Origin of the sequence: Pedococcus aerophilus, assembly GCF_039532215.1 — a bacterium.
Classification (GTDB): Bacteria; Actinomycetota; Actinomycetes; order Actinomycetales; family Dermatophilaceae; genus Pedococcus; species Pedococcus aerophilus.
This window is the reverse complement of the sequence record NZ_BAAARN010000005.1, coordinates 404,662-427,987: the sequence shown is the minus strand read 5'-3', so window position 1 is coordinate 427,987 and position 23,326 is coordinate 404,662. Positions and strand designations below refer to the sequence as shown.

Here is a 23,326-nt window from a genome sequence, read left to right as displayed (position 1 = left end):
CGGTGCCCGAGTGGTGGAGGCTCGCGCCGCGTGTGAGCGTTGGAGCATGACGCGATTCGGCTACACCCTCATGACCGAGCAGTCCGGACCCCGCGAGCTCGTCGGCTACGCCGTCGATGCCGAGAAGCAGGGCTTCGACTTCGCTGTGAGCAGCGACCACTACTCGCCGTGGCTCACCGAGCAGGGCCACGCGCCCTACGCCTGGACGGTGCTCGGCGCCGTCGCTCAGGCCACGTCACAGCTCGAGCTCATGACCTACGTGACCTGCCCGACCATCCGCTACGAGCCGGCCGTCGTCGCGCAGAAGGCGGCGACCCTGCAGCTGCTCAGTGAGGGGCGCTTCACCCTCGGGCTCGGCAGCGGGGAGAACCTCAACGAGCACGTCGTCGGCGAGGGCTGGCCCATGGTGGGAGTCCGTCAGGACATGCTCGAGGAGGCCATCCACATCATCCGCGAGCTGCACACCGGCGAGCTCGTGACCTGGCAGGGCGAGTACTTCCGCGTCGACTCGGCCCGCATCTGGGACTGCCCTGAGGGCGGGGTGCCGATCGGGGTGGCGGTGTCGGGGGAGAAGTCGTTCGCGCGGTTCGGTCCGCTGGCCGACCACGTCATCGCCGTCGAGCCGGACGCCGACCTCGTCACCGGGTTCCTCAACCACCGCAAGTCGGCCGAGAGCGGCGGCGACGCCCTGGGCATCGGCTCGCGGGCGGCCAGGGCCATCGGGCAGATCCCGATCTGCTGGGACACCGACGCAGACCGCGCCAAGGAGCGCGCCCACGAGCAGTTCCGCTGGTTCGCCGGTGGCTGGGCGGTCAACGCCGACCTGCCGACCCCGGCGGGGTTCGCCGGGGCTTCGCAGTTCATCACCCCGGACCAGGTCGCCGAGAACATCCCCTGCGGACCGGACCTCGACGCCATCGTGGAGGCGGTCTCCGCCTACTGGAAGGCGGGCTTCACCGACGTCGCGCTGGTCCAGGTGGGCGACGAGGGGCAGCAGCAGTTCCTCGACGAGGCCGCCGGCCCACTGCTGGACAAGCTCCGCGCCGCCGCCCCCTGACCCGTCCGTGGACGCGGGTGCCGTCGCCCGCTTCCCGGTCGGTATCGTCGAGGCCGTGACCGCGGACGTGACGACGCAGCCCACGGGCATCGTCGTCCTCATCTCCGGGTCGGGCACGAACCTCCAGGCGCTCATCGACGCCACGGCCGACGCTGCATACGGGGTCCGCATACTCGCGGTCGGGGCCGACCGGGCCGGGATCTCGGGCCTGCACAAAGCCGCCGCCGCGGGCATCCCGACGTTCGTCGTCCGCGTCGAGGACCACGAGACCCGCGCCGACTGGGACGTCGCCCTCGCCGAGCGGATCGCCGACCACGAGCCAGCGTTCGTCGTGTCGGCGGGGTTCATGAAGATCCTCGGGCCCAGGGTCTTGGCCGAGCACGTCGTCCTCAACACGCACCCGGCCCTGCTCCCGGCGTTCCCCGGCGCGCACGCCGTCCGCGACGCGCTCGCCGCCGGGGCGACCGTCACGGGGTGCACCGTCCACGTCGTCGACGCGGGGGTCGACACCGGTCCGGTGATCGCCCAGTCCACCGTCGAGGTCCGCCCCGGCGACACGGAGGACACCCTCCACGAACGCATCAAAGCCGTCGAGCACCCGTTGCTCGTCACCATCGTGGGCCGCGCGGCCCGCGAGGGAATCACCGTCACCGATGGGAAGGTCAGCATTCCGTGACCCAGCAGTCCAGCCCGAAGCCCGCTGACGACGCAGGACGCCGACCGGTCCGCCGGGCGCTCGTCTCCGTCTACGACAAGACCGGGCTGGAGGAGCTGGCCCGCGGGCTGCACGCCGCCGGGGTCGCGCTCGTGTCGACCGGTGGCTCGGCCAAGCTCATCGAGGGCCTGGGCATCCCGGTCACCGAGGTCGCCGACCTGACCGGGTTCCCCGAGTGCCTCGAGGGCCGTGTCAAGACGCTGCACCCACGGGTGCACGCCGGCATCCTCGCCGACACCCGCAAGGACGACCACGTCCGCCAGCTCGAGGAGCTCGGGGTCGAGCCGTTCGAGCTCGTCGTCGTGAACCTCTACCCGTTCCGCGAGACGGTCGCCTCGGGCGCCTCACCCGACGAGGTCATCGAGCAGATCGACATCGGCGGTCCGTCGATGGTGCGCGCCGCTGCCAAGAACCACCCCAGCGTCGCCGTGGTCACCGACCCCGCTGCGTATGGTGCCGTGCTGGCTGCCGTCGAGGCCGGCGGCTTCTCGCTGGATGAGCGGAAACTGTTGGCAGCACAGGCTTTCGTGCACACCGCCGACTACGACAACGCTGTCGCCAACTGGATGGGCAACGTCTACACCGACACCTCTGACGGCACCGGCTTCCCCGCGTGGACCGGCGCCACGTTCACCCGGGCGGCTGTCCTGCGGTACGGCGAGAACCCGCACCAGAAGGCCGCCATCTACCGCCACTGGCGCGGCGGCGTCGCCTCCGCCGAGCAGCTGCACGGCAAGGAGATGTCCTACAACAACTACGTCGACACCGACGCCGCGGTGCGCGCTGCGCACGACCACGGCGACCAGCCAACCGTCGCGATCGTCAAGCACGCCAACCCTTGCGGGATCGCGGTCGGGTCCTCCATCGACGAGGCGTATGCCGCCGCGCACGCCACCGACCCCGTGTCCGCCTTCGGGGGCATCATCGCTGCCAACCGCACGGTGAACCTCGCGATGGCCGACCAGGTCAAGGACGTCTTCACCGAGGTGATCATCGCCCCCGACTTCGACGCCGACGCGCTTGAGGTGCTGCAGGGCAAGAAGAACATCCGCATCCTGCGCCTGCCGGCGTCGGCCTCCACCAACGCCGATGCCATCGAGATGCGTCCGATCAGCGGTGGGCTGCTGCTGCAGACTGTCGACAAGGTCGATGCGGTCATCGAGGGCGAGAAGCCGGGCGGCGACGACCCGTCGCGCTGGACGCTCGTCTCGGGCGAGGCAGCCGACGAGGCAACCCTGGCCGACCTCGCGTTCGCGTGGCGCTCGGTGCGCGCGGTGAAGTCCAACGCGATCCTGCTGGCCAAGGACGGTGCGGCTGTCGGCATCGGCATGGGCCAGGTCAACCGCGTCGACTCCTGCCACCTCGCGGTGTCGCGGGCCGGTGCGGACCGGGCGCAGGGGGCCGTCGCGTCGTCGGATGCGTTCTTCCCTTTCGCCGACGGGCTGCAGGTGCTGCTCGACGCCGGGGTCCGCGCCGTGGTCGCGCCCGGTGGGTCGATGCGCGATCCCGAGGTCGTCGAGGCGGCCCAGGCGGCCGGCGTCACGATGTACTTCACCGGCACCCGCCACTTCGCTCACTGACGGGCGCACACCGCACGCCCCTCGACGGCTGAGCGGTTCTCTGGCGCGGCGGGCGGCTGCGTGGGACCGTTGCGTCACCGGACACGGGGTCCGGCACCGGAGGGGGTGTCGACATGTTCTGGATCGTCGTGGGAAGTGTGCTCGCGGTCGTCTGTGCGCTGGCGTGGCTGTACGACCGGAAGTGGGGCGGTGACCCGACGCCGCAGCACACCCAGGCGCGAGCCCAAGCCGACTCCGACGCGGCGTGGACCGGATACCAAGGCGGCAGCCCCACGTCAGGCGCCTGACGGCCCCACACGCTCGGCTCGTTCGATGTAAACGCGCCGGGATTTCCGGGCGCGTTTACATCGAACCGCGGGAGGTCCGAAGGGGTGAGCGGGTCAGGCGGGGTCGGGGCCCCGGTATCCGGTGGGGTCACCGGAGCCGAGGTCGACGATCGCGGCCACGGGGCCGCCTCCGTCAGGGCCCTGGTGGGCGGCTGACACCGAGACGAACACCGCCGGGTCGCCGGTGACCGAGGCCGTGACGCCACCGACGGCCGCCTTGATCTGGCGGTGCCAGTGCACGTCGGAGTCGTCGAGCATGGCGTTGCGGCGACCGCGGACGGCTCCGTCCTGGCTGGTCTCGCACTTGAGGAACACGTTGACCAGGCGTCCCTGCAGGTCCGTGGAGTGCGGGCGGTCGGGAAGCTCGAGACCGGCGTCCCGGATCGACTCCCAGATGCCGTCGGCGTCGAGGGCGTCGCGCATGACCGAGTGGCCGATCCGGTAGCGGCCGCCGATGCCGCGGGTGTTGCCGACGACGACCACCTGGGCGCGGTCGAGCTCGACGCCGGACGAGCAGGAGGCGACCGAGGAGAAGAGCGTGCGGTCGCGCAGGACGTCCTCGTCGCGCGGCATCTCGATCTCGCCGAGGGCGACGGCGATGCCGAGGGCGGTGCCGCCGTTGGAGACGTCCATCGACGTGAGGGTGTCCTCGGTGAAGACGTCGTGGCCGCGGCTCTTGGCGTCCCGGATGGTGTCGATCGTGAGCAGCGGCGTCTTGGTCTGCACGTAGTGGACATCGGCCGTGTCGGTGATGCCGGCGCGCTCCATCGCCACCTTCACGGCATCGGCGACCTTGGTGACCATGGCGGTGCGGCCGATGTCCTCGGGGAGCAGCACCTCGCTCATCGCGAACCCCACCGTCAGCCGCGGCTCGTCGGACTGCTCGGCCTGGTCGGCGGGCACGGTCGCGAAGATCGTCGCGTGCGGGCTGATGACGCCGTCGGTCCCACCGGACCAGACGATCGGGATCTCCTTGACCTTGGCGGGGTCGGCGCCCTTCTCGACCAGCACCTCGCGGAACGCCCGGTCGGCGATGATGCGGGTGTAGTCGTTGACGCCGCCGTTGCCCTCGGTCTTGCCGATGACGGCGACGACACGAGAGGCCTCGATGACGCCGTCGTCGATGAGCTTCGCGAGCTCGCTGGCGTCGGAGACGCTGTGGAGCGGCACCTTGCGGACCTCGATGGCTTCGGGCACGTGACTCACCTTCCGGTTGGCGTTGCGGTGGTTGTGGGAGTTGTGGTCGATGTCGTTGTGGCAGTGGCCGACTCGATGACGGTGCCGACCTCGCCCTCGACGGCGTCGGCGATGCGGTCGAGAGCAGTGATGACGCTGCGACGCCCGCCGCACCGCACGAAGCGGAGCGCCGCCTCGACCTTGGGGCCCATGGAGCCGGAGGCGAACTCGCCGTCCGCGGCATACGCCTCCATCTCCTCGAGCGGCACCCGGCCCAGCGGGCGTGCGGACTCGCGGCCAAAACCCACGACGGCGTGCGCGACGTCGGTGGCGATGACGAGGGCGTCGGCACCGACAGCCTGGGCGAGGACGGCCGCGGTGAGGTCCTTGTCGACGACGGCCTCGACGCCCTGGACCGACCCATCGGCCTGCCGCACCACCGGTATGCCGCCGCCACCGGCTGCGACGACGACGTAGCCCGCGGCGAGGAGGGTCAGGACCGTGTGGGTGTCGAGGACCTCGAGCGGCTCGGGGGAGGCGACCATGCGGCGCCACCCCTTGTCGCCACGGTCCTGCCACGTCTCGCCGTGCTCGATGAGCGGCAGAGCCTGCTCGTGGGGGAGGAACCGGCCGACGGGCTTGGTGGGGGTGGTGAACCCCGGGTCGAGCGGGTCCACGAGCGTGCGGGTGACGACGGCGGCGGCGCGACGGTCGAGTCCGCGGACGGCGAAGGCGGCCTCGAGCGTGTCGAGGGCGGTGAAGCCGATGGTTCCCTGCGTCTGGGCACCGCACCAGTCCAACGGGACCGGTGGGACGACGTGCGCGGCGAGCTCGTTCTTGACGAGCAGGTTGCCGACCTGGGGGCCGTTGCCGTGGGTGACGACGACCTCGTGCCCGGCGGCCACCACGGAGGCGACGTGGTCCATCGCCGTGGCGATCGCGTCGCGCTGCGCCTGGGGCGTGGCGCTGCCGTCGGGGCCGGTCATGGCGTTGCCGCCGAGCGCGATCAGGACGCGCATGCCACCTCCCACAGTCGTCGTGCGGCGAGCCTAGGGAGACGGAGCGGGCGCTGACGTTGGCAGGACCTGCCCAACCACGGTCCCGCGGTTGGCAGATCTGCCTCCGCCCACTCAGCCCAGGGCGATGACGAGGTCGCGCACGACGTCGGGGTCGTCGAGGTCGTCACCGAACAGGTCGCGCAGCTGGCCGACTCGGTAGCGCACGGTCTGCTGGTGCACGAACAACGCCTCTGCGACGGCCTCACGCCGACCCCGGTGCAGCAGCCACAGCCGCAGCGTCTCCTCGAGCTTCTCACGCGCCACCTCGGTGAGGTCGTCGAGCGGTGCCAGCGCCATGCGGCGCAGGTCTGCGAGGGCTTCGGGGTCGGCCGCCCGGACGAGGTCGGCGAGGTGCCGTTCGGTGTCGTAGGCCGCCTGCGCACCACTGCCTGCGTCCCTGAGCAGCCGGTGCGCGCGCAGGGCGCGACGGTAGGAACCGGCGGTGAGCAGCCAGGGCCGCGTGGGCCCGACGACGACGGGGCGGGTGCCGATGGCGCGCAGCAGCTTGGTCCGGGCGCCAGGAGAGAGGTCGGGGACGAGCAGCGCAGCGGTGTTCTCCTCTGCGGTGACGTCGGGCAGGTCCTCCGCCAGGACGAGGGAGCGGGGATCCACGAGCCCTCGTATGCCGTGCAGCTCGGTCTCGCGCGTCAGCAGGGCGGTGATCGTGCTCGGCTTCTCCCAGCGGGCGCGGTCGAGTCGGCGCAGGAGCACCTCCTCGGACGCGCCGCGTAGCAGCTCGAGCGCGAGGCGGTCGCGGTGCTGGCGCTGGAGCCGTTCGGAGGTTTCGAGCTCGTCGGCGTGACCGGCGACGCTCGCGGCAGACAGCTCGTCGATGTAGGCGAAGACGAGCTCGGCGAACTGTGCCAGCTGGCTGGCGTCCATGCCGGCCTCGACCGCGACGGCTGACAGCTGTCGCCACGAGACCCGTGCCCCGACGCGGTAGGCGGCCAGGAGGGCGTCCACGCTGCGCCCGCTGCGGGCCTCGCCGCGACCCAGCTCGTACGACCCGCGCTGCGCCGGGCGCAGCGGGGTCGAGGCGTCGCCGGAGCGGGCGGCGAGCGTGAGGAAGCTGCCCAGGGCCATCTGGACCGCAGCCTCGATGTTGTCCACCATGAAGCTGCGCGCGGCTGCATACACAGGGACCTCGACGATGATGGCGGCCACCGCGTGCTCGGCCACGGACGGCAGGTGCGACCTGAGCGCGGTCTGCACATCGAGGGACAAGGTGAGCGCAGCCGCCCGATCTGCGGTGACCGTGGGCGATTCGTGGGGATTTTCGTCGATCTTTGTCATCTGCGAACAACTCTCGTCGGAGAACTCACGCTTCTGGGTCAGGATTTTAGACCCCTGAGCGCCCATGATGGAACCATGACCGCAGTCCTCCCTCCTCGCACAGCTCAGGGCGCCCCACCCCGGCGCTCGCTGCGCGACACCCTGTCCCGGGTGGCCCAGGCAGTGACGACGCCTGTCGTGCCCGCCGAGTACCTCGACCTCATCGCCCCGATGCGCAGCGGCGCCGACCTGCGCGGGCGCGTCCTGTCCGTCACGGCCGAGACGCGTGACGCCGCCACCGTGCGGATCAAGCCCGGTCGCGGCTGGAAGGGCCACGTGCCCGGCCAGTACATCCGCATCGGCGTCGACGTGAACGGTGTCCGCAACTGGCGCGCCTACTCGCTCACCTCGCTCATCGGTGACCCCGACGGCGCCGTGGCGATCACGGTCAAGGCGATCGACGGCGGCAAGGTCAGCAACCACGTCGTGCGCGAGCTGACGCCGGGGACGCTGATCCACCTCGACCAGGCGACCGGTGAGTTCACCCTCCCCGCCCCGGCTCCCCGCAACGCGCTGTTCCTCACCGCCGGCAGCGGCATCACCCCCGTGATGGGCATGCTGCGCAACCACCTCACCGAGCTTCCGGACGCGGTCATGGTCCACTCGGCCCCCACCCGCGACGACGTCATCTTCGGTGACGAGCTGCGCGCGTGGGCGTCCGCCGAGTCGCTGACCCTCGTCGAGCTGCACACCGACACCGACGGCCTGCTGAGCCCCGACGACCTCGACCGCATCGTGCCGGACTGGCGCGAGCGCGAGACCTGGTGCTGCGGCCCGACCGGCATGCTCGACGCGATGGAGGCCCACTGGGCCGAGGCCGGCCTCGCCGACCGCATCCACACCGAGCGCTTCCGCCCCGTGATCGTCTCCGAGGGCGAGGGTGGCACGGTCACCTTCCGCAAGAACGGCACCGTCATCGAGTCCGACGGCGCCACCCCGATCCTCGACGCCGGCGAGGAAGCCGGCGTCCTCATGCCGTCCGGGTGCCGCATGGGCATCTGCTTCGGCTGCGTGCTCCCGCTGCGTGAGGGAGCCGTGCGCGACCTGCGCAACGGCGAGCTCACCGTGGCCACCCCGGACGACGACGTCCGCATCCAGACCTGCGTGTCGGCAGCTGCCGGCGCCTGCGAGATCGACCTCTAGGAGCGAATTCCATGGCTGCCATTGCCCAGAACCGCGAGACCGACAACTTCGACCTGTCCATCGACGGGTCGCTCGCCGGGACGCCCAGCGCCCCGAAGAACACCAAGCCCGTCAACAGCCGCCTGTCCGTCGTCACGACCGAGCGCACCCACGCGCCGAAGCCGTCCGGCAAGCCGGACCCGGCCGCGCACCTGACGCCGGAGGACATCGAGGCCCTCGGCAACGAGCTCGACGCCCTGCGCCAGGAGATCCTCGACTCGCGCGGCACCCGCGACGCGGCATACATCCGCAAGGTCCTCAAGTGGCAGCGCGGGCTGGAGATGAGCAGCCGCGCCGTCCTGCTGTTCTCGATCTTCCCGCCGGCCTGGTTCGTCGGCACCGCCGGCCTGTCGGTCGCGAAGATCCTCGAGAACATGGAGCTCGGCCACAACATCATGCACGGGCAGTGGGACTGGATGCGCGACCCGCGGATCCACAGCCAGGAGTGGGAGTGGGACAACGCCTCCCCGTCGGAGTTCTGGAAGCACTCGCACAACCAGCTCCACCACACCTTCACCAACGTGATCGGCCGTGACAACGACCTCGGCTACGGCATCATGCGCGTCGACGAGGACCAGAAGTGGGTCCCCGCCTACCTCGGCCAGCCGATCTACAACTTCACGAACATGCTGTTCTTCGAGTACGGCATCGCCGCGTACGACCTCGAGGTCGGCGCGTACGTCAAGGGTCGCGGCAAGTCCAAGGAGGACTTCCGCAACGACGGCGCCAAGGTGCTCAAGAAGATCGGGCGCCAGGCCCGTCGCGACTACCTGATCCACCCGCTGCTGTCCGGCCCGTCGTTCTTCCACACCATCGGTGCGAACTTCGTCGCCAACACGGTCCGCAACGTCTGGACCCACTCGGTCATCATGTGCGGCCACTTCCCCGAGGGCGTCGAGACCTTCGCCAAGTCCTCGATCGACGGTGAGACCCGTGGCGAGTGGTACCTGCGCCAGATGCTCGGCTCCGCGAACATCAGCGGCAGCAAGGCCATGCACCTCATGACCGGCAACCTGTCGCACCAGATCGAGCACCACCTGTTCCCGGACCTGCCGAGCAACCGCTACATCGAGATCGCCCCGCGCATCCAGGAGATCTGCGAGCGCTACGGCCTCACCTACACCACGGGTCCGCTGCCCAAGCAGGTCGCGTCCGCGTGGAAGCAGGTCGTCGTCCTGTCCCTGCCGAACAAGCAGGAAGGCCGCACCCGCGTCGGCATCGCCGCCGAGGCCGTGGGCAAGCGCCTGCGCCGCAAGCTGCGCCACGCGACCCCCCGCCGCACCGCCTGAGTCCACCTCGGCGGTACGCTCCAGAACGCCGACGGCCCACCTCCTCTCGCCAGGACGTGGGCCGTCGGTCTGTCCGCGGGCAGTGAGGGGGCATGCGGCGTGGCCGACCACCGACCTCGGCCGGGGCCCCGCGCCGGTCCCGCGTCGGTCCCGCGCGGCCTGCGTCAGCCGAACCTGGTCCAGTCGCCCTCGGAGACCACGGTGACCTCATCGTCGACGACCGAGATGGCCGTCTGCTCGTCGATGGCGTAGGCGGGCGCGGCCAGGTCGGCTGCCCACCGTTCGGCATGCTCCGGCGTGTTCGTCGGAAAGAGGTTGAGGTGGGGGAAGATCGAGAAGTCGACGACGCCCAGCGCCCGGTCGTCAGGGGCTCCTGACCACTCCACGAACCAGTCGCCGATCCGTGGGGTCAGCACCATGCTCCCGGCGCTGACGCCCACCCAGACGGTGTCGGTCAGCGACGGGAGCAGGTCGGCGAGGCCGGACTCCCGCATCCAGTGCGCGAGGTACGTCGCATCGCCGCCGTCGACGAGCAGCACGTCGGCCTCACGGACCCACGGTTCCCACCGGGCGCGGTCGATCGTGGGCAGGGCCGTGAGCTCGAGGAGGCCGAGCGACGCCCAGCCCAGTCCGGTGTGGTGGCGCCAGCTGGTGCCGCCGGCGACGAACCCCTGGGCCGAGGCCGGTCCGCACATCGGGTGCCCCCACTGGGCCGTCGGTATGCCGAGGGCGTGGCACTCCTCGATCGGCTTGCCGAGCAGGTCGAGCAAGGCCGCACGGATGCTGGGGTTGGTGACCCCTCCCGAGGTGAGCAACAGCTTCATTCCGCCTCCGTCATGAGTGATCGCGTGGGAGCCTCGCCGACGCGAGCGCGGGGTCGATGTCGACGAGGACCTCGGGGGTGGGCCTGCGTCCCGACACCACTGCCGCCGCGCAGGCCATCGCCACGGCTCCCGAGCGTCGCGGCGTCAGGCCTCCGAGAATGCCGTGGAGCAGGCCGGCGGTCGCCGCGTCGCCGGCGCCGGTCGTCGTGGCCAGGCGGGTCACGGCATACGGCTCGATCCACTCACGCACCCCGACCCAGGTGTCGGGGTCGGGGAAGGCCCGGCCGGCCGACCGGAGGCGAGCGCTGTCTCCGGTGCGCAGGAAGACCCCACGGGCACCGGCGGAGACTGCCACCACGGCGGCGCCCCAGTCGACCAGAATGTCGGCGAGGCGCTCGACGTAGCCGTCGTCGTGGGGCCCCTCGCCGGCCAGGGAGGGCACCGCAGACACGAGGTCGTCGATGCTCGGGGTGATGACGTCGACCTCGCTCACGGTCCGACGCAGGATCTGCTCCCAGTCCAACGCGCCGGTCGGCGACCGGGGGTCGATGACCGCCAGGTCCACCGAGGTCGTCACGCCTGAACGGCGCAGGCGCGCGAGCAGGTCGTGCATCGGAGCGGCGTCGTCGGTGAGGAGGGCGGGCAGGAGGTTGGGGTAGCCGAGGTGGAGGAGGTCCAGGTCGGCGCCCGGCTCGACCTCGCTGCCATCGAAGAGGGCGTTGCTGCCGACGTGGTGCCAGAAGGTCCGGTCGGTGCCGGGGGACTCGAACACCAGGCTGTAGGAGGTGGTGCTGCCCCGCACCTCCCGCAGGTGCGGCGCCATACCGGGTCGTTCCCCGACCATCCGGCGAAGCAGCGCCCCGAGGTCGTCGTCCCCGACCGCAGCGAACACGTCGACCGGGACGCCCAGGTCGGCGAGGTCGCCGCCGGTGTTGGCGACACTGCCGCCCAACCGCACGGACAGGGGGCCCACCTCTAGGAGGTGCCCGGGGTCGATGCGTTCACCACCGAGGAGCTCGGGCGTGAGGTCGAGGCACAGGTGACCGGCGACGGCGACACGGGCCACGGCGCCCTCCCCACAGCTCGACCTGACACGAAGGCCCCATCGTGGCCCGACCTCTCGACGATGTCACTAGGTTGGGGTGCATGACTCACTGGTTGAGCGGTCCCCAGAGCCTCGGCAAGCTGCGGTCGATGACGCGGATCTCCACCGCGGACGGGTACATCGCGACGCTTGCCATCGACCACCCCGAGAACTACCTGGCGATGATCGACCCGGACTGGCGCCGGGTCACGTCCGCCGAGGCCACGCGCAGCAAGCTGGAGCTCATCGCCGAGCTCGCCCCCCACGCGAGCGCCTTCCTCGTGGACCCGCTCTGGTCCCTGTCGCAGGGCATCGTCACCGGGATGATCCCGGCCAGCACGGGGATCATCACCGGCATCGAGGCGCTCAGCTACCAGCCCGACGGCGGCTTCGGGACGCAGACCGCGCTGCGCGAGCAGTGGACCGTCGAGAAGATCAAGACCCTCGGTGCGGACGCCGTGAAGATGGTCGTCTGGTGGCGTCCCGACGCTGCCGACGCCGACGACAACCGTCGGCTCGTCGAGGGCCTCGTCGCAGACTGCGACCGCCACCAGATCCCCTTGGTGGTCGAGCCGCTCTGGTACCCCGCCGAGGGCCAGGACCCGACGAGCGAGGCTGCGCGCGCCGAGCGCCAGGAGACGTTGGTCGGGGCGGCCGGAGAGTTCGTGGGCCTGGGGATCGACGTCCTGAAGTCCGAGTTCCCCGGTGACCTGGTGGACGGCTCGGAGGCCGCCGCGGTCGATGCCGCACGGGCCATCGACGCCGCGTGCGCCGGGACGCCGTGGGTGATGCTGTCCGGCTCGGGGACGTATGACGTGTTCCGCCGACAGCTGGCCATCGTCGCCGAGGCAGGTGCGTGCGGCTTCATGGCCGGGCGGGCCATCTGGACCGGGTCCGTCGGCGTCCCCGAGAGCGAGCGCGTCGAGGCGGTGGCGCGCTGCCAGTCCCGACTGGACGAGTGTCTCGCGATCCTGCGGGCGCACGGACAGCCCTGGCGGCAGGCGCCGTCCCTCGACGAGGTCGCGGAGGGCGTGACCGCCGGGTGGCACGAGCGGTACCTCGAGTCCTGAGGCTCCGATCGCTCGTCAGCGAGAAGCAGGACAGGTGGCGCCACGAGGCGTGCAGCCCTGTGGCGGGAGCATGGCGCGTCAGTCCAGCTCGTCGAGCCACTTTCGGATGGACTCGTTGTGCTGCCCGAGGGCAGGTGGGGCGTCGTGCACCTCACGACCGCCGGCAAAGGCGTTGTCGTCGAAGCGGATCGGCGGCCCGGGGATCTCGATCGACCCCAGCACCGGGTGGTCGACATCGAGGACCAGGCCCTGCGACCGGGTCTGGTCCCAGTCGTACACGCGGTCGATGCTCCGGACCTCTCCGGCCGGGACGCCGATCTCGTCGAGGCGGGCGAGCAGGTCGGTCAGGCCGATGTCGGCGAAGGCGTCGTTGAGGATCTGCGTCACCTCGTCGCGGCGGGCGACCCGCTCACGGTTGGTGGCGAGTCCGGGGGCGACCGGGTCGATCCCGAACGCCGTCGCGAGCTTCACCCACAGCGCCTGGCTGCCGCAGGCGATCTGGATCATCCCGTCGGCGCACTCGAACAAGCCGTAGGGACAGATCGACGGGTGGTGGTTGCCCTGCCCGTGACCGACCTCGTGCGCCACCGTGTACCGCGTTCCCTGGAACGCGTGCACGCCGACGATCGCCGCGAGCAGGGAGGTGCGCACCAGCCGGCCGCGCCCGGTCGTCGCACGTTCGTGGAGGGCGGCGACGACTCCGTACGCGCCATACATGCCGGCGAGCAGGTCACCGATCGGGACGCCGACGCGCATGGGGGAGCGGGGGTCCTGTCCGGTGAGCGACATCAGGCCCGCCTCGCCCTGGGCGATCTGGTCGTATCCCGCGCGGCCGCCCTGGGGTCCGTCGTGGCCGAAGCCGCTGATGGACAGCACGACGAGGCGGGGGTTGAGCTCGTGGAGGCGTTCGACCGTGAAGCCGAGGCGGTCCAGGACGCCGGGACGAAAGTTCTCGATGAGGACGTCGCTGTGGCGCACCAGGCGGGTGAGGACGTCGCGTCCGTCGTCGGACTTGAGGTCGAGGGTGAGCGACTCCTTGTTGCGGTTGCAGGAGAGGAAGTACGTCGAGATCGGGTCGTCCTCGGGGCCGACGAACGGTGGTCCCCAGCCGCGCGACTCATCGCCCGTGCCGGGAGTCTCCACCTTGATGACACGGGCTCCCATGTCTCCCAACATCATTCCCGCGTGCGGGCCGGCCAGGGCTCGGGACAGGTCGATGACGGTGATGTCCTGAAGGGGTGCGCTCACCCCTGCATCCTGACAGGGCGGTGTCCCGGGGCGACGGTCATTGACGCGTGTGCAGCTGCCGTCGCACGACGCGTCGGCGCAGGGTGGGGGAGGCCGCGACCTCGTAACCGGCTTCGAGGAAGACCTGGAGCAGTCCGACGGAGGCCTCGTCCCAGATCACGGTCTTGCCCGGCGGTGGTTCGATCGGGTAGCCCTCCAGGATGTGGGCGCCGACCTGTTCGCCGTACTCGATCGTGGCTGCGGCGAGCTCGTAGGTGAGACCTGAACGGCGGAAACCCTTGCGCACGACGAAGCAGGTGACCGACCAGACACCTTCGAGCTCGGGGTCCATCCGCATCCACGGCTGCTTGCGGCTCCACAGACGGGGGTAGTTCTCCCGCGGTTCGATGGCGACCCAACCGGCCGCCTCGCCGTCCACGTAGCCGATCAGCCCCGACGTCGGACCGTCGATTCCGCAGGCGGTCTGCTCGACCAGCGCCACGTCCCGCTGCTCCTGCGTCGTGTCGCGCCAGATCCAGCCGGGTACCTTCATCGCCTGGCAGCGACACTTGTGCGCGCCGCCCGTGGCGAACACCGCCTCGACGTCCTGCGCGCTCGCCTGGTTGGCAGGCAGCCAGGTGAAGGACTGGCCGGTCGCGGAGAGGGTCCCCTCATCCACCTCAGTCATCCGGTCAATGTAGCCACTGCCCTCGTTGGCCGGGCCGTTCGACGGCGACAGGATGGGTGCGGTCAGCCCCTCGCCTCGGACGACGGGTGCCACGCCTGGTGCTCGTGCGAGAGCCACACGTCGGTGGGGTCGAGGGCGCACACGGCGCGTTGGCCCTCGGTGCGCGGGTGGTCGAGCTCGTCGAAGAAGACCGCGGTGTCACCGGCGACCACGATCCGACGTCCGTCCGCCTCCACGACGACGACCTGGGAGCCGCGGGTGTGTCCCGGCGTGGGAAGCAACCGGACCCCGGGGTACAGCTCGTGCGTCCCGTCCACGGGGACGTACGTGACGCCAGGCGCGTCGACCCACTCGCTGATCGTGTAGTCGTCTTGGGTACGAGCGTCCTCGAGCTCTTGGCGCTGGACGTAGATGGGCAGCCCGGGAAAGAGGTGGTTGCCGCCGCAGTGGTCGAAGTGAAGGTGCGTGTTGACGACGACGTCGATCCCGGAGAGATCCAGGGCGGGCTGCGTGTCCAGCGGGAACACGCGCGGGTCCATGTCAGCCACCGCGGGGTGCGTCTGCGTCAGACCGGTGTCGACGAGGACGCGGCCCTCGGGGTGGTCGATGACGTGGACGTAGACCGGCATGCGGCCGCCCTCGACGAGCAGCTCGGCCACCAGGATCGGCGTGACCGTGACCGTGGCCGGGCCCGAGTGGGTGGTCATGGCTCGGTCAACGGCTCAGGTGTTCGGCCAGCCGCTGCACGGTCCCGTCGACGTCGGTGAGCTTGTCGAGCCCGAAGAGCCCGAGCCGGAACGTCGAGAAGTCGTCGCGTTCCCCGCACATCAGGGGGACCCCGGCGGCGACCTGCATGCCACCGGGCTTGAACTTCGCCCCGCTCTTGATCTCCGGGTCGTCGGTGAACGACACCACGACGCTCGACGCGGCAAAGCCGTCGGCAGCGACCGAGGCGAAACCGCGCTCGGCCAGCAGTGACCGCACCTTGCCACCCAGTGCCACCTGGGCCTGCCTGAGGACGTCGAGCCCGAGCGAACGGGTCTCGAGCATGATCGCCGCGTCCCGAGCGAGAGAGTCGGTGGGCATCGTCGCGTGGTACGGCGTCTGGCCATGCGTGTACGCCTCCGTGATCGTCAGCCACTTCTGGAGGTCGACCGCGAAGCTCGTCGACGCCGTCTCCATCACGCGCTCGCGCCCGGACTCCGACAACATGACGAAGCCCGCGCACGGCGATCCGCTCCAGCCCTTCTGGGGTGCGCTGATCAGCACGTCGACGTGCAGGTCGGTCATGTCCGCCCACAGGGCTCCGGAGGCGATGCAGTCGAGGACGAAGAGCCCACCGACCGCGTGCGTCGCGTCGGCGATCGCGCGAACGTAGTCGTCGGGCAGGAGGATCCCGGCAGCCGTCTCGACGTGCGCGGCGAACACGACCTGGGGCCGGTCCCGCTCGATGGCCTCGATCACCTCGGCGACCGGTGCCGGCGACCAAGGAGCCTGCGGCTCGTCCGACGCCGGACGTGCGCGGCACACGGTCGTCGCGGAGGCGACCGATCCGGCGTCGAGGATCTGGGACCAGCGGAAGGAGAACAGGCCGTTGCGCACGACGAGGCACTGCTGATCGGTGGCGAGCTGTCGGGCGACGGCTTCCATCGCGTACGTGCCACCTCCCGGGACGACCGCGACCGTGTGGGCCGAGTAGGTCGTGCGCAGGACGTCGATGATGTCCTGCATCACGCCGACGAAGCGCTTCGACATGTGGTTGAGCGAGCGGTCGGTGAAGACCACCGAGTACTCGAGCAGGCCGTCGGGGTCGATCTCGGGGCGGGGCAGCGTGGTCACCTCAGCAGGTTGCCACACCGGGCGCGAGAGCGCGGCCGCAGAGATGTCGAACACGGGGTGTCCGCTCCGTCCAAGAGGTGCAGGGCTGCCCGGCCGCTGCAGGACTGATCTGTTGGAGGATGACCGTCATGACCCAGATCAAGAGCTTCGACCACGTCGGCGTCACCGTCGCTGACCTCGACGCCGCCGTGGACTTCTTCGTCGGGCTCGGACTCGAGCTCGAGGGACGTACGTTCGTCGAGGGCGAGTTCCTCGACACCGTCTGCGGCATCCCCGACTCTCGGACGGAGATTGCCATGCTGCGGCCGCCGGGTGGTGGCACGGCCCTGGAGCTGGCCACCTTCGTGCGTCCGGAGCTCATCCCCGGTTCACCAAACGCCATGGCCAACGAACTCGGCCTGCGCAACGTCTGCTTCGTCGTCCACGACCTGCAGTCGACCGTGGACCGCTTGGCCGGTGAGGGGTACGGCCTCGTCGGCGGAGTGGGACGCCACGAGGACACGTGGTTGATGGCCTACGTGCGCGGACCGGAGGGCATCGTCGTCTCCCTCACCGAGCAGATCGGTCCGCTCTCAGCAGGTTGAGGTGGACGCGGGCGGCGACCCCGGCAGCAGAACCATCGGGATGCCCTTCACCGGGGCGAGCCGGAATCCTCAGCACCGCCGACGGTATGGCGCGTCAGAGCCAGTCGACCTCGGCGGTCGTCCGTCCCTCGGCCAGGCGGGCGTAGCCGGGCCCGCGGTCGAAGAAGGCCGCCTTCTCCGGAAGCGCCGACCGGTGCTCGGAGCGCAGGGCGTCGGAGGCCGCGACGTCGACGACCGGCGCGTCCTTGGACCCCGTGGCGACGACGCCGTAGTCGCGGCGCGCTCCCTCGAACGACACCTTGCCCCAGCGCAGGTCGCGCTCGACGTCGTCGTAGGGACGGTCCAGCGGGTCGCCCCACCCGCCACCACCGGTGGTGCGGATGCGCACCACCTGACCGGCCCTGATCGGCTCGGCGTCGGCAAGGGCGTCGACCTCGCGCTCGTCCGGTCCGCCCGGATCGATGGTGACGTTGAACGACATACCGGCCTTGCCGCCCTTGACCCCCCAGCAGGCGAGGATCGAGCGGTCGGCGATGGACATGAAGTGGGCGTCCTTGAGCATCCGGATCTGCTTCTCGTATCCCAGCCCGCCGCGGTAGCGCCCTGCGCCGCCGGAGTCGACGGCGAGGCCGAGGCGTTCGACGATGAAGGGAAAGCGGCTCTCGGTGAACTCGGTCGGCAGGTTCCGCGAGTCCGGCACGACGTGGATCGTGTCCTCGCCGTCGGCGTAGTAACGGCCGCCCGAGCCGCCACCGAGGACCTCGCGCATGAGGTAGTCGTTGCCGTCGCGGTCCTTGCCGTAGACGCCGGTGTAGCGGATCGTCTCCTGGTCGGCGGGCATCTTGCCGTCCACGGCCTTGGCCACGACGCCGGCGAGGACGCCGAGCAGCCGCAGGATGACGAAGGTCCGGGCGTTGGTGGGCGCGGGGAAGATCGGGGTGAGCAGCGTTCCCTTGTCGGGGAAGCGCATCTCGATGAGCGGCACGACCCCCTCGTTGACGTCGAGCTCGGCCATCCGCTCCGGGGTGTCGGCCAGGTTGCGCAGGATCGGGGCGAGCCACTTCTTGAGGAAGTTGCCGCCGACGTAGTCGCCGCAGTGGTTGATCGGGCCCTTGGCCTGGGGCGCGGTGCCGGTGAAGTCGATGATGAGGCGGGGGCCGGCGGGACGACCGTTCTCGGGATCGGCCGGAGCGTCGCTCACCTTGGTCAGCGTGATCCGCTGCGTGTGGAGCATCGGCTCGTCGACACCGTCGTGCTCGGCGTAGTCCTCCCAGACGTACGTGCCGTCGGGGATCTTGGAGAGGATCTCGCGGCGGTAGGTCTCGGTCGTGGCGTCGAGGATCGCGTCGAATGCGGCCTCGATGTCGGCCCGGCCGTAGCGCGCGAACAGCTCACCGAGACGCCTCGCCCCCATCAAGCAGGCAGAGCACTCGGCGTCGAGGTCGGCGGCCAGCGAGTCAGGCATCCGCGAGTTGCGGGTCATGATGCGCAGGGCTGCCTTGTTGGGGATTCCCTTGTCCCACAGCTTGATCGGCGGAACGGCAAGGCCCTCCTCGTGCACGCTCGTGGCATTGCTCGGCATCGATCCCGGCACGGCGCCGCCGATGTCGTCGTGGTGCCCGAACGCCTGGACGAACGCCACCACCTCGCCGTCGGCGAAGACCGGCACCGTGACGCAGAGGTCGGGCAGGTGCCCGATCCCACCTTCGGACTCGTAGACGTCGTTGTGGAAGAAGACGTCCCCCTCGGCCATCTCGGCCAACGGGAAGTCGCGGACGATCGGGTGCACCAGCGCGGAGTACGAGCGCCCGGTGAGCTTGCGCAGCTGCCGGTCGTGGATGCCGGCGCGGAAGTCGTGGGCGTCGCGGATCATGGGGGAGCGGCTGGTGCGCGCGATGGCGGTCTCCACCTCCAACTCGACGCTCGCCAGGGTGCCTTGGACGATCTCGACCAGGATCGGGTCGACGGTGCGCCCAAGCGGAGTGAGCCGTCCGCCGTGCTCGTATGCCGTGGGCAGGCCAGCGGGGTTCATCGGTCGCCTCCGGTGGGTGTGGGGTCGGCGGTGTCGGCTGGGGCGGCGCCCGCACGGGTGATGACGAGGTTGCCGATGGTGTCGACGCGGACGGTGAACCCGGGGTGCACGGGGACGGTGGACCCGAACTCCTCGACGATCGCCGGGCCGTCGAAGGTGTCGCCGGCGCGCAGGTCGGGACGCCAGTAGACCGGGGTGTCGACCGGCCCCTCGTCGGCGTCGAAGCAGACCGCCCTGCGACCGGCAGTCTTTGAGGGATCCGACGTGCCAGGACACGTCGGATCCCTCAAAGACTCGGTGGTGGTGGGGGAGTCGGAGTCACCGTGGGACTGGCGAGTGGGCAGGTCGCGCAGCTCGGGGCGGGTGATCGGGCCGACACCGGTCACCCGCAGGTTGACCCACTCGACCTGCTGGGTCGGGTCGTGCCGGAAGTCGTAGCCGTACAGCGCGCGGTGCTCGGCGTGGAAGCGGTCGGCGACCTCGGCGGCATACGCCTCGTCGACGGTGCCGTCGGGGGCGGCGACACGGACCTCGAAGGCCTGGCCGAAGTAGCGCAGGTCGACCGTGCGCGAGTAGCGGTGGACCGACCGCGGAAAGCCCTCACCGTCAAGGGCTTTCGCGGCCCGTTCTGTGAGCGAGTCGAAGGTCTTCTGCACCGCGGCGCGGTCGAGCGCGTCGTGGCGGGCGACAGCCGTCTGGACGTAGTCGTTCTTCACGTCGACGGTGAGCAGCCCGAAGGCCGACACGTTGCCGGGGTCGCGCGGGACGACGACCCCCGCGAGGTCGAGGATGTCGACGAGGCGACACGCGAGCAGCGACCCGGAGCCGCCGAAGGTCGTCAGCATGAAGTCACGGACGTCGAGGCCCCGTTTGACCGACACCTGGCGAAGGGCGTTCGCCTGGTTCCACGCGGAGATCTCGAGGATCCCGGTGGCACAGCGGACGGGGTCGAGGTCCAGGCGGGCGGCGAGCTCCTCGAGGCCACGCCGGGCGGCGTCGACGTCGAGCGGGATCTCTCCACCAAGGAGGTGCGGAGGTATGCGGCCGAGCACGACGTGCGCGTCGGTGATCGTCGGCTCGGTACCGCCCTTGGCGTAGCAGAGCGGTCCCGGGTCGGCGCCGGCCGACTGGGGGCCCACCTTGAGCGTCCCTTCCGGCGTGACCCACGCGATCGACCCGCCACCGGCACCGACGGTGACCACGTCGATCATCGGGATCTTGCTGGGGTAGGCGCCGATCGTGCCCTCGGTCGTCAGCGTGGGCTCGCCGTCGAGGACCACGCTGACGTCGGTCGAGGTGCCGCCGCCGTCGCAGGTCAGGACCTTGGGGAAGCCGGCCCGCTGGGCGATGAGCCCGGCGCCGAGGGCGCCTGCCGCGGGGCCGGACAGCACCGTGGTGATCGGCTGGTTGACGACCTCGTCGGCGGAGAGCACGCCCCCGTTGGACTTCATGATGGAGAACGCGACTCCGGGGGCGATCTCGTCGAGCCGGGTGTGGATGTTGGCGACGTACCGCGAGACCTTGGGCTTCACCGCGGCGTCGACGAGGGTGGTCATCGACCGCTCGTACTCGCGGTACTCGCGCAGCACCTCGCTCGAGATCGACACCACCGCGTCCGGGTGCTCGCGGCGCAAGACGTCGCGCACCGCGAGCTCGTGGCTGTCGTCGGCGTAGGAGTGCAGGAGGCAGACGCCGATCGTCGTGATGCCGCGGTCGCGGAACCACCGGGCGGCAGCCACCGCCGACTCCTCGTCGAAGGGCCGGATCTCGTTGCCCTCGAAGTCGATCCGCCCGCCGACGGTACGAACCAGGTCGGCCGGGACGATGCGTGGGGGCTTGACCCAGAAGTAGGAGTTCCCGTACCCGTCGGGTACCGCTTGGCGCGCGATCTCGAGGATGAACTCGTACCCCTCGGTCGTGATGAACCCCAGCGACTCGACCTTGCCCTCGAGGAGCTGGTTGGTCGCGACCGTCGTGCCGTGGGCGACCGCGGAGATGTCCGCACCCGTGGCGCCCATGAGGTCGAGCACTTTGTGGATCCCGGTGATGAACCCGTCAGCCGGGTTGGCCGGCGTCGACGGCGTCTTGGTGGTGACGAGCTCGCCGGAGCCCTCGTCGAAGGCCACCACGTCGGTGAACGTCCCACCGGTGTCGATGCCGATGCGGATGCGGCGCTGCGGCTGTGTCGTCACGGGACGATCCAACCGCGCCGTGGGAGTCGACGCGTTGGCACAATGTGCCAACCGCTCTCCTCAGGTCTGTGCAGGCAGGGCCGGGCCGCGCACGGCGACGTTCACGGGGTCGGGACCGTGCAGCGGGACCTCGCGCCATCCGAGCGTCACCGTGCCGTCCGTGTGGGTCCGCACCTGCACCGAGTGCGGGGTCTCGATGAGCCGCAGGTCCGCCGTGAACGTCCCGTCCTCCTGCCAACCACCGGCGGCGACGACCGGGAGCTCCGCCCCGTCGACCGCCAGCACCGACTCGGTCCAGGCGCCGTCACCCACGGTGATCGGCGCCTTGGTGCCGTCGTGGTCCAGGACGAGCTCGTATGCCGCGCCGGACCGCGAGAGGCTCGCCGCGCCATACGCCTCGGGCAGGGTGCTGTCACCGGCCCGGGTCCACGACGCCTCGTCGGGGCCGGTCCCGGTCGAGGCGGGGGTGGGCACCTGGAGGGCGGCGAGCCGATCGGCCAGGTCGTCGTCCGCCGCTGCGTCACCGTCGCGGTCCACCGCGGGCAGGAGGTGCGCCCAGACCAGCTCGAGCACGGCCTGCATGTCCACGGCTTCGGAGGTGATGGCGATCGCGATGTCCTCCTCGGGGAGGACGATCGCGTACTGGCCGTACGCGCCGTCGCCGCGGTAGCCGTGCCGCGCGTTCCAGAACGAGCATCCGTAGCCCTGTGCCCAGTCGGGGTTGGGGTCGGCCTCGGTGTTCGGCAGCCCGGACGGGGCGACGGCACGGGCGACCCACTCGGGGGAGAGGAGCTGCTCGCCGTCCCACCGGCCCGCGTCGAGGTGGGTCTGGGCGAGCGCAAGGATCGCGTCGGAGCCGACATGGATGCCGGAGAAGCCGAGCTCGCGGCCGGTGGCCGTGCGGTGCCAGCGGACGTCGTGGGCGCCGAGCGGGTCGAGCAGCCGCGGCCGGGCGAACTCCAGCAGCCCGTCACCCGTGACGGCCCGGACCACGGCGCCCGCGAGGTAGGTGGCGATCTGGTTGTAGGCCCAGACGGTGCCGGGCTCCTGCTCCGGAGGGTTCGCGAGGATGGCGCCGAGGACCGGGTCGGTGCCGTCGTCGGAGGGTGTGCGGGCGGCCTTGCCGACCGCCGCGGTCCAGGCGTCGACCTCGTGTCCGGTCGCCATGGTGAGGCAGTGGCCCAGGGTGAGGCGGGTGAAGCGCTCGTGGATCTCGGCACCGGCAGGGACTTCGGTCGCGGGGATGAGGTCGAAGACCTTGTCCTCCAACGCGACCCGGCCCGCGTCGACGAGCAGCCCGACGGTCGCCGCGGTGAACGACTTGCTCAGGGAGTAGACGAGCTGGTTGCGGTCGGCCGAGTAGGGCGCCCACCAGCCGCGGGCGATGACGTGGCCGTGCCTGGCGACCAGGAGGCTGTGCGGGTCGTGCCCACCGGCCTCGAGGGCGTCGAGGAGGGCGAGGACGCCGCGGGCGTCGACGTGCTGGGCGGAGGGCGAGCTGGTCGGGAGAGGCACCCATCGAGGCTAACCCGCTGACGGCCCCCGCGCTCTGGGTGCCCGAACGGACGGAATTCCGACCCGCTGGGGCACCCAAGTTCTGGGGTTGGGCTGGCGCGGGTGTCGTCAGGCGTCGGCGCCGAAGCGGCCGCGGTGGTCGAGCGGGATCAGGGGTTTCTCGCCCCGGACCCTCAGCTGCTGGACCGCCCAGGTGTTCCCGTCCGGGTCGGCGAACCCGAAGAACGTCCCGCCGTCCCGCTCGTCGAACACCGTCACCTCGCTGCACTCCACGCCCCGGCCGACGAGCTCCTCGCGCGCGGCGTTCGCGTCGGCGACGACCAGCTGCAGGCCGCGCATCGACCCCGGCGACATCTCCTGCTGGGAGGGGAGGGTGCCGACGACGATCGAGCAGCCGGAGCCGCGGGGTGTCAGCTGGGCGACGTCCATGTGCTCGTTGGTGGTGCGGTGGTCGAGGTCGAAGCCCACCTTGTCGCGGTAGAACTCCACCGCCGAGTCGAGGTCGCTGACGGGCAGGATGACGACTTCCAGGGTCCAGTCCATGAGGGGCAGTCTG

General features: G+C 70.8%; 20 protein-coding genes. 7 read left to right on the top strand and 13 right to left on the bottom strand.

The genetic code is table 11. From position 1 onward, the window contains the following. The first annotated feature begins 46 nt into the window (after positions 1–46). From ABD286_RS18550 to purH, 3 genes are read left to right on the top strand one after another with little or no spacing between them, the layout of a single operon-like run. Positions 47–1,057: a TIGR03557 family F420-dependent LLM class oxidoreductase gene (locus tag ABD286_RS18550; RefSeq protein ID WP_344196259.1), complete on the top strand. Its 1,011-nt coding sequence runs from the start codon at positions 47–49 to the stop codon at positions 1,055–1,057. 55 nt (positions 1,058–1,112) lie between these two features. Continuing rightward, entirely contained in the window at positions 1,113–1,733 is a 621-nt protein-coding gene (purN, locus tag ABD286_RS18545) for a phosphoribosylglycinamide formyltransferase (protein WP_344196257.1), read from the top strand. Next, positions 1,730–3,352, top strand: coding sequence for a bifunctional phosphoribosylaminoimidazolecarboxamide formyltransferase/IMP cyclohydrolase (gene purH / locus ABD286_RS18540; RefSeq protein WP_344196255.1), 1,623 nt, complete (start codon positions 1,730–1,732; stop codon positions 3,350–3,352). The genes purN and purH overlap by 4 nt, the downstream gene beginning before the upstream one ends. A gap of 380 nt (positions 3,353–3,732) precedes the next feature. Here the strand turns inward: purH and bar are convergent, their stop codons facing one another. From bar to ABD286_RS18525, 3 genes are all read right to left on the bottom strand, one after another. Beyond that, positions 3,733–4,875, bottom strand: a complete 1,143-nt coding sequence (gene bar, locus ABD286_RS18535; protein WP_344196253.1) for a barbiturase — start codon at positions 4,873–4,875, stop codon at positions 3,733–3,735. Between the two features lie 5 nt (positions 4,876–4,880). Continuing rightward, positions 4,881–5,873: a carbamate kinase gene (locus ABD286_RS18530; RefSeq protein WP_344196251.1), complete on the bottom strand. Its 993-nt coding sequence runs from the start codon at positions 5,871–5,873 to the stop codon at positions 4,881–4,883. A 111-nt stretch (positions 5,874–5,984) separates the two neighbouring features. Further along, the gene (locus ABD286_RS18525) at positions 5,985–7,205 is read right to left on the bottom strand and encodes a PucR family transcriptional regulator (RefSeq protein ID WP_344196249.1); all 1,221 of its coding nucleotides are present in this window, start codon (positions 7,203–7,205) and stop codon (positions 5,985–5,987) included. Between the two features lie 75 nt (positions 7,206–7,280). On the opposite strand from ABD286_RS18525, the gene ABD286_RS18520 reads away from it, so the two are divergent. Both ABD286_RS18520 and ABD286_RS18515 read left to right on the top strand, forming a co-directional pair. Next, the gene (locus tag ABD286_RS18520) at positions 7,281–8,387 is read left to right on the top strand and encodes a ferredoxin reductase (protein WP_344196247.1); all 1,107 of its coding nucleotides are present in this window, start codon (positions 7,281–7,283) and stop codon (positions 8,385–8,387) included. An 11-nt stretch (positions 8,388–8,398) separates the two neighbouring features. Further along, positions 8,399–9,715 (top strand): fatty acid desaturase family protein, encoded by a 1,317-nt coding sequence (locus tag ABD286_RS18515; RefSeq protein ID WP_344196245.1) that lies wholly within the window; start codon positions 8,399–8,401, stop codon positions 9,713–9,715. A gap of 164 nt (positions 9,716–9,879) precedes the next feature. Here ABD286_RS18515 and ABD286_RS18510 read toward each other — a convergent pair whose 3' ends face one another. Both ABD286_RS18510 and ABD286_RS18505 read right to left on the bottom strand, forming a co-directional pair. Next, positions 9,880–10,539, bottom strand: a complete 660-nt coding sequence (locus tag ABD286_RS18510) for a Type 1 glutamine amidotransferase-like domain-containing protein (RefSeq protein WP_344196243.1) — start codon at positions 10,537–10,539, stop codon at positions 9,880–9,882. A gap of 10 nt (positions 10,540–10,549) precedes the next feature. Continuing rightward, the gene (locus ABD286_RS18505) at positions 10,550–11,605 is read right to left on the bottom strand and encodes a carbohydrate kinase family protein (RefSeq protein ID WP_344196241.1); all 1,056 of its coding nucleotides are present in this window, start codon (positions 11,603–11,605) and stop codon (positions 10,550–10,552) included. An 80-nt stretch (positions 11,606–11,685) separates the two neighbouring features. Between ABD286_RS18505 and ABD286_RS18500 the strand changes: the two genes are divergently transcribed. Beyond that, complete coding sequence (locus ABD286_RS18500) at positions 11,686–12,693, top strand: tagatose 1,6-diphosphate aldolase (RefSeq protein WP_344196239.1); 1,008 nt, start codon at positions 11,686–11,688, stop codon at positions 12,691–12,693. Between the two features lie 78 nt (positions 12,694–12,771). Here ABD286_RS18500 and ABD286_RS18495 read toward each other — a convergent pair whose 3' ends face one another. From ABD286_RS18495 to ABD286_RS18480, 4 genes are all read right to left on the bottom strand, one after another. After that, positions 12,772–13,941, bottom strand: a complete 1,170-nt coding sequence (locus ABD286_RS18495) for a CaiB/BaiF CoA transferase family protein (protein ID WP_344196237.1) — start codon at positions 13,939–13,941, stop codon at positions 12,772–12,774. Positions 13,942–13,978: 37 nt separating this feature from the next. Beyond that, positions 13,979–14,608 (bottom strand): GNAT family N-acetyltransferase, encoded by a 630-nt coding sequence (locus ABD286_RS18490; protein WP_344196235.1) that lies wholly within the window; start codon positions 14,606–14,608, stop codon positions 13,979–13,981. 62 nt (positions 14,609–14,670) lie between these two features. After that, a complete protein-coding gene (locus tag ABD286_RS18485; RefSeq protein WP_344196233.1) occupies positions 14,671–15,315 on the bottom strand; it encodes an MBL fold metallo-hydrolase in 645 nt (214 codons plus the stop codon). 7 nt (positions 15,316–15,322) lie between these two features. Then, positions 15,323–16,447 (bottom strand): pyridoxal-phosphate-dependent aminotransferase family protein, encoded by a 1,125-nt coding sequence (locus ABD286_RS18480; protein ID WP_344196231.1) that lies wholly within the window; start codon positions 16,445–16,447, stop codon positions 15,323–15,325. 128 nt (positions 16,448–16,575) lie between these two features. Here ABD286_RS18480 and ABD286_RS18475 point away from each other — a divergent pair, with 128 nt between their 5' ends. After that, positions 16,576–17,031 (top strand): VOC family protein, encoded by a 456-nt coding sequence (locus ABD286_RS18475; protein WP_344196229.1) that lies wholly within the window; start codon positions 16,576–16,578, stop codon positions 17,029–17,031. A gap of 94 nt (positions 17,032–17,125) precedes the next feature. Here ABD286_RS18475 and ABD286_RS18470 read toward each other — a convergent pair whose 3' ends face one another. The 4 genes from ABD286_RS18470 to ABD286_RS18455 form a co-directional block, all read right to left on the bottom strand. Beyond that, complete coding sequence (locus ABD286_RS18470) at positions 17,126–19,063, bottom strand: hydantoinase B/oxoprolinase family protein (RefSeq protein WP_344196227.1); 1,938 nt, start codon at positions 19,061–19,063, stop codon at positions 17,126–17,128. Then, on the bottom strand, positions 19,060–21,255 hold the full coding sequence (locus ABD286_RS18465; RefSeq protein WP_344196225.1) for a hydantoinase/oxoprolinase family protein: 2,196 nt from the start codon (positions 21,253–21,255) through the stop codon (positions 19,060–19,062). Before ABD286_RS18465 ends, ABD286_RS18470 begins: the two co-directional genes overlap by 4 nt. 60 nt (positions 21,256–21,315) lie before the next feature. Beyond that, a complete protein-coding gene (locus ABD286_RS18460) occupies positions 21,316–22,770 on the bottom strand; it encodes a serine hydrolase domain-containing protein (RefSeq protein ID WP_344196223.1) in 1,455 nt (484 codons plus the stop codon). A gap of 108 nt (positions 22,771–22,878) precedes the next feature. Further along, on the bottom strand, positions 22,879–23,313 hold the full coding sequence (locus ABD286_RS18455) for a VOC family protein (protein WP_344196221.1): 435 nt from the start codon (positions 23,311–23,313) through the stop codon (positions 22,879–22,881). Positions 23,314–23,326 lie beyond the last annotated feature (13 nt).